Here is a 6,315-nt window from a genome sequence, read left to right on the forward strand (position 1 = left end):
GTACACCGTGTACTTAAGCTACTAGCGGTAAATTGTAAGCGGCAATCCATTGAAAAAAATAATGACATGTGCCGTTTTAAAATAGGAAGTCACACGATCTGTGTTCCTTAAGAACTAAGCTATGAGGGTGGATTAGCATAAATTTAATCCCCTAAGTTTTAAAAATCACTGAAGCGGTGCAGCCCTTTTCCATATTATTTGATATGTTAAATGTCCACTGGTATTTTTCACATATATCTTGAACAATTTTGAGGCCTATACCAAACCCTTCATAGCCGCGAGGTTGTTCATTTAGGCCTAATCCATCATCAATAACATCTATTCTTTGTTCAGAAATAAATAAATTTACACTACCTTCAATACTGCAATTAATAGCATTTTTTAATAAGTTACATACTACTGCTGAAAATAGTAATGGGTGCGCATGTAATGAAAATTCATTCTGTATGTCATAATGGAAATTTACTTGATTTGCTTTGATAGTAGGGGAAAAGTTCTTAACTATTTTGTCGATAAACGTGTCTGATATTGAAACGTTACTGGTATTTGAAACTTCGTCTCTAGCAAGTAATAGGAAAATATGAGTTAACTGCTCCATTTCTATTACAGCATCATCTATTCTAGTTAATTGCTTTGTAGTCTTATCATTATTTGCTCGTCTTAAAACACTTACACCGCCTCGAATCACCGTCATAGGAGTACGTAGTTCATGACTAATATACCTAGTAAAAGTTTGCTCCCTAATAAATGCAGAATATATTCGCTTACGATAGCTATTAATGCTAGCAAGCATCATTTCTAACTCAAAAGATAATTTTCCATTAACAGATAAAGGTTTACTAACTTCATGTGAATCATATTCAAGCATTTCAGCTAACTCTGAAAACGGAGAGCTTATCCGCTTTGCCATTTTAATAATAAAAAATGCAGAGCCAATGAATAAAATCACACCTGAAGAAAGTATCATAATTTGGAAAATTGCAAAGTATGTATCGTCCCACTCTATTTGGTCGACATCCTCAATGGCATAAGCAGTAATTTCATCATTATTAATTTTTATTTTTTGCGCAAATACAGTGAATTCACTGTCGTCATCAAAATGAATACTTTGGATACCCAGCCAGTCGACGTTAATTTTATCTTTAATTTTTTTTGGTAAAATTTCATACGTATTATAGATTGTTAATATCGGATCTATTTTTATTTTTATTTTTGTATTTTCGCTTTTTTGAAAAAGTTTTAGGTGATAGGGAGCTTTTAGTGCCAAACGCTGTTCACTGGCTTGATTTTCAGTGTACAACACCGTGTAATAAAATAAGCATCCATAAAAGGCTAATAATATCAAAGCGCCCAATAGATATACTTTTATAATTATTTGACTAATTGGTTTACTTTTAAACATTACACTCACTCAATCTGTATCCTGTTTTAGGTATAGTTTCTATAACATCTTTGTCATAAGGCTTATCGATTTTGAGTCTCAATTGGTATATGTGTTTTCTAAGTATGTCTTTATCAGGTAGCTCATCTCCCCAAATACTATCCTCTATCTCTTGCCTAGAAACTACATTGGGTGCTTTAGTTATTAAAAGCTTCATAATTTTGAAACAAGTTGGGGTCAGTTTGATTTCACTCCCTTCTCTCCAGACCTGACAAGTTTTGAGATTAATTGTAACAGGACCGAAAATAACTGTTTTTGCAAAGCCATTTCCTGAACTCCTTCGAACAGCATTTATTATTCTAGCTTCCAAAAGTTCTAAATTAAAAGGTTTGACTATATAGTCATCAGCTCCTATTTTGAGCCCTTGTAACATGTCACTATCGGTATCTCTGGCCGTAAGCATTATGATAGGAGTATCATATCCTTCAGCTCTAAGCCGATGACATACTGTTATACCATCAATACCGGGAAGCATTATATCTAAAATAATACAGTCAAAGTTGTTTGACTGAGCTAATGCAAGACCTAACGTGCCTGTCGCTGCAAAGTCTAATTCAAACTCTGAACCTTCAAAGTAATCAAATATAACTTCGGCAACAGTATGACAATCTTCAATCAGTAGAATTTTCAATAGACACCTTATTTTCAAATTTATCGTTGCATACTAATAGGTAACGTACAGTGGATTTTTCTTCAACAACACAATGAGCGTCAAATAAATCTTTAAAAATAATAAACTCGTCCTGCTTTATAGCAATATATATTTTTCCACTACTGTTAACTAAGTCTCGTAAATATGCTTTTTCATTTATTTGTTTAGCTCTACCATTTGAATAAAACTGTCCACTAAATGGGCGTTTATTCCAATAATACAAAGGGGCTTCTTTAAACGATTTTTGATGTAATTCGAGTAGCTTATGTTCGCTTTTGTGCTCCCATGCACCCTTTAGCAGTGCACTTAACATAGCTATTAAGGTTAAAACCGTAAATAAAGCCAAGTAATTGCATAGCTTAGTAAATTTTATGTTTAAGGCTATCAGTATAGCTAATGCACTAAAACCAGGTAGCACATAGATTGGCAACACATTACCAGCTAAAGTAAATAGTAATAGTGGCGAAATCACCCAACAAATAAGGTACTTATTTATATTTGGCTGGTCGGGTTCTTTTCTAAGTGCTTTTTTAATATTTTCTTTTTTGAATAGTAGTCCTAAAGCTAAAAATGACCAAGGGCTTGCGCACAGTAACCAATAAAACCAAATTGTACCTCTAGGTTTAACGTGCGCTGTGCCATAAAGATCGCCTTCCCATCCAGATACAAGGAATCGCTGAATATGTTCACCAACTATAAAATATTCTAAAAAGCCCGGAGTACGTATTTCGGCTAGAATGTACCAAGGTAAAGTTAGACCTAAAAAAACGAACATCCCACTTACCCAAGGCAAGCGTCTTATAGCTACTTTAAAGCAGCCTTGCCAAGCGCTCCAAACAACGAGTGAAATCCCTATAAGCACGACAGCAACAGGTCCTTTAATTAGCATACCGAGCGCTAAAGAGACAAAAAATAAATAGCCATAAAGTTGGTTTTTTTGAGCATAGCATTGCCAATAGCTAAACATTGCAAGGGTATAAGCAAGAAGCAAAGCACTATCCGTCATAACCATGCCAATAGCAACGATAAACCCTAAGCTAGAAACTAGCACCAATATAGATAAAACACTTTTACTTAAATTCGTCAGGGATAATGTGAATCGAAAGACCAAGTAACAGGTTAATAAACCACACAATAAGTGAGGTAAACGAGCAGTAAACTCATTTATACCTAAAAAATTAAAACTAATGGCACTCAGCCAGGTTTGAATTGGAGGTTTCCCCCAAAATGGCACGTCGTAATCAAACTGAGGGGTAACCCAGTTACGAGTTTCTACCATGATACGAGCCATTTCCCCATACCTAGCCTCAGTTGTATCGTAGAGAGGGAAAAGTCCTAGTGAGACAAGCCTTATAGCGATCAAGGAAATAATAATTGCTAAAGCCCAATATACTGTAGAATTTATTTTATCAGCCATGTTTTTTCACCATGCCGTTCTGACTCTTTTGGCTTTGTTTATCCATTATTAAATATATAGGACGCCCTTTGGTCTCAGCATAAATACGTCCAATATATTCACCTAAGACGCCTATAGCTATCAGTTGAACTCCCCCTAAGAATAACTGGGTCAACATTATCGAAGGGTAACCCGCAACGGTTTCTCCAAAGAATAGAGTCTTGGCAACAACCCATAAGCCATAAAAAAATGCGGATGTAGATATTAAAGTGCCGACCCAGGTCGATATTTGTAAAGGCTTTACACTAAAAGCTGTAATGCCAGATAGGCCTAACTTTACCAGCTGAAAGAAAGACCACTTTGTCTCTCCTGCAACGCGTTCAGGACGCTCAAAACTAATTGTTGTTTGCTTATATCCTGGCCATGAAAGAATTCCTTTCATATAGCGGCTTCTTTCTGATAATTTCTTTATATCATCAACAACTCTTCTACTTAATAGCCTAAAATCACCTACGTCCTTTTGTAATGGAACCTCAGATAAATGGTCAAGTAACCTGTAATAAATGTGAGCGCTCCAACGTTTTAAGCGTGACTCACCTAAGCGGGATGACCGTTTCATATTTACAACATCAAAACCTTGTTTCCATGCATTTAGCATTTTAGGAATAAGTTCAGGTGGATCTTGTAAATCAGCATCCAATAAAATAATAGCTTCACCTCTAGCATTATCTATACCAGCGGTCATCGCGGCTTCTTTACCAAAGTTACGACTTAAGTTAATGCATTCAATATCGGCATAATGATTGGTTAAATTTGACATTGCATTCCAGCTATCGTCAGTACTTCCATCATTAATATAAATGACTTCCACATGCTCGTTTAATAACAAGCTTAGAGCTTTCGATAGGTGGTGATTAAAGATAGGCAGCATTTCTTGCTCGTTATAAACAGGCACTATGATGCTCAGCGTTATATCTTCATTAACAGACTTAGGGTGTTCGACCAGTTTCATTAAGCTCTCCAATAATTTTACAAAGCAAGCTTAAAACAACCTGAGTCTATAAAAAGTCAATGCATCAAGACAATTTATAGACATCTTCTAATTAATAATGGCTCTACGATTAATTATTTAATGCTTAATAATGCAGCAACTAAAAAAATTTTGTTTTGTAGGAGGTGCAGGGTTCATTGTTGATAGTTTTATTTTTTTTATTTTAGTAAATCATATCGATTCAATTATAACCGCACGCGCAATAGCATTTTGGCTAGCAGCTAGCACAACATGGTTAGGTAATAGAGTTTACACCTTCAATAACCAGGCTTATGAAAGCGCTGTAAAACAATGGAGTAAGCACATGTTCGCAGCTCATTTATCTGGCGTAATCAATTTAATAGTTTTTTGGATAGCCAAAGAGCTTTTCTTAATTCACTTCGCTTTTTGCTTAGGAATTATGGCCGGTTTGGTAAGTAACTACCTTTTAGCTAATAGGTTTGTATTTACTAAAAATTCTAACGAAAGAAAAAACAACTTCCTTCTCAATAAAATTAGGGACTAGAAATGCAAGTCAATAAAGTGAAAATAATCACTGTTCTTATTACTTTTAGCGTAGCAATTTGTGCATTAATTATTTTGGCAACACCTCCAAAACTGCCTTTATCATCCAGTAATAACAAAGCTTTAGTAGTCAATATATTAAAGGCTAAACCTCAAGAATTTACACCCAGTTATCAAGCTTATGGCCGAATAGAAACACCAAATATTCTAACTTTATTTGCACAAGTCGAAGGTGAAATTTTATTCCTTAATAATAATTTTGAAGTTGGTAGTCGAGTAAATAGGAGTGAAACTATTTATCATATTGATGATGAGGACTATAAAAACCAGCTACAAGCTCGATTGGGAGAGCTTAAAGTAGCAGAAGCTAACTTAAAGCTTGAGCTCGGTGAGCAACGCTTTTCGAAAAGTGAATACAAAAGGGTTAGACCTAAAAAAGACAGCCCTAATTTAAAACTACAAGAATCATTAATGTTGCGAAAGCCTCAATTAGAAATAGCTAAAGCTAATATTTTAATTGCAACAAGCAACCTAGAACTCGCAAAAAAAAATTTAGAACGTTGTAAATTTCAATCTAAAGAAAACTACGTCGTTTTAGAAAAGAGCGCTTACCAAGGCGACTTTGTTAAAAAGGGAGATAAGATTGGTACTTTTGCTCAACTCTCTGAGCTTAGGGTAAGCTTATCAATACCTCACGATGTTGCTTCAGTATTGTCTATTGGTCAGCGGTTTAAGGTTTAAGGTTTAAGGTTTATCGAGACGATAATACATTTTTTAATGCCCATATATCTCAAATACCTCCAACACAAGCGCTAACTAGCCAACTACAAAGTGTTTATCTAACTGTAGATAATGACAGTGGAACGCTGATGATAAATGAATTTGTGGCCGCAGAGCTAACTTTACCTACTTTTAAAAATGTACTTAAAGTTCCTTTATCTTCTATTGATGGCGACAAGATTTGGCTCGTCGATAAGAACAATCAATTGTTTTCGAAAAGGGTTAACGTAATTTGGAAAAATAAAGAGAGTATCATAATCAAAAATATTCTAGAGGAAGGGATGTCTATAGTAAAAAACAAAGTGTCTGGTGCTAAAAATGGATTGAAAGCTGATATTAGCAACGGAGAGCTGTAATGAAAAATAGTAAAGCGGAGTTTTTCAAGTTAGTTGTCGCCTCAAGTTAAATTTTATGCCACCCGCATTTCTTCTTTTTTCTCAGGATTTAAATTTACTTCCTTAATTATTGACCAATCGCGTGATTTTCCTGAC

At 34.9% G+C, this 6,315-nt stretch carries 7 protein-coding genes; 3 read left to right on the forward strand and 4 right to left on the reverse strand.

From position 1 onward, the window contains the following. Positions 1-151 precede the first annotated feature (151 nt). From H5186_RS21955 to H5186_RS21970, 4 genes are read right to left on the reverse strand one after another with little or no spacing between them, the layout of a single operon-like run. On the reverse strand, positions 152-1,402 hold the full coding sequence (locus tag H5186_RS21955) for a HAMP domain-containing sensor histidine kinase (protein ID WP_182740896.1): 1,251 nt from the start codon (positions 1,400-1,402) through the stop codon (positions 152-154). Beyond that, the gene (locus H5186_RS21960; protein WP_182719598.1) at positions 1,395-2,072 is read right to left on the reverse strand and encodes a response regulator transcription factor; all 678 of its coding nucleotides are present in this window, start codon (positions 2,070-2,072) and stop codon (positions 1,395-1,397) included. Before H5186_RS21960 ends, H5186_RS21955 begins: the two co-directional genes overlap by 8 nt. Then, positions 2,053-3,510, reverse strand: coding sequence for a glycosyltransferase family 39 protein (locus tag H5186_RS21965; protein ID WP_182740895.1), 1,458 nt, complete (start codon positions 3,508-3,510; stop codon positions 2,053-2,055). Before H5186_RS21965 ends, H5186_RS21960 begins: the two co-directional genes overlap by 20 nt. Continuing rightward, positions 3,503-4,501, reverse strand: a complete 999-nt coding sequence (locus H5186_RS21970; protein WP_182719600.1) for a glycosyltransferase family 2 protein — start codon at positions 4,499-4,501, stop codon at positions 3,503-3,505. The genes H5186_RS21965 and H5186_RS21970 overlap by 8 nt, the downstream gene beginning before the upstream one ends. A 130-nt stretch (positions 4,502-4,631) precedes the next feature. On the opposite strand from H5186_RS21970, the gene H5186_RS21975 reads away from it, so the two are divergent. The 3 genes from H5186_RS21975 (at position 4,632) to H5186_RS21985 (ending at position 6,180) form a co-directional block, all read left to right on the forward strand. After that, positions 4,632-5,045 carry a GtrA family protein gene (locus H5186_RS21975; RefSeq protein WP_182719601.1) on the forward strand — a complete coding sequence of 138 codons (414 nt, stop codon included), beginning with the start codon at positions 4,632-4,634 and terminating at the stop codon, positions 5,043-5,045. Between the two features lie 2 nt (positions 5,046-5,047). Further along, positions 5,048-5,785 (forward strand): efflux RND transporter periplasmic adaptor subunit, encoded by a 738-nt coding sequence (locus H5186_RS21980; protein WP_182762705.1) that lies wholly within the window; start codon positions 5,048-5,050, stop codon positions 5,783-5,785. Between the two features lie 128 nt (positions 5,786-5,913). Then, positions 5,914-6,180 (forward strand): hypothetical protein, encoded by a 267-nt coding sequence (locus H5186_RS21985; protein WP_182762707.1) that lies wholly within the window; start codon positions 5,914-5,916, stop codon positions 6,178-6,180. Positions 6,181-6,315: the final 135 nt, after the last annotated feature.

The sequence above is a fragment of the Pseudoalteromonas sp. SG41-2 genome (assembly GCF_014164535.1).
Classification (GTDB): Bacteria; Pseudomonadota; Gammaproteobacteria; order Enterobacterales; family Alteromonadaceae; genus Pseudoalteromonas; species Pseudoalteromonas rhizosphaerae.

Coding starts and splice junctions, on each gene's coding strand:
- H5186_RS21955 (WP_182740896.1), bottom strand. CDS start 1,402: ATGTTTAAAAGTAAACCAATTAGTCAAATAATTATAAAAGTATATCTA.
- H5186_RS21965 (WP_182740895.1), bottom strand. CDS start 3,510: ATGGCTGATAAAATAAATTCTACAGTATATTGGGCTTTAGCAATTATT.
- H5186_RS21970 (WP_182719600.1), bottom strand. CDS start 4,501: ATGAAACTGGTCGAACACCCTAAGTCTGTTAATGAAGATATAACGCTG.
- H5186_RS21975 (WP_182719601.1), top strand. CDS start 4,632: ATGCAGCAACTAAAAAAATTTTGTTTTGTAGGAGGTGCAGGGTTCATT.
- H5186_RS21980 (WP_182762705.1), top strand. CDS start 5,048: ATGCAAGTCAATAAAGTGAAAATAATCACTGTTCTTATTACTTTTAGC.
- H5186_RS21985 (WP_182762707.1), top strand. CDS start 5,914: ATGATAAATGAATTTGTGGCCGCAGAGCTAACTTTACCTACTTTTAAA.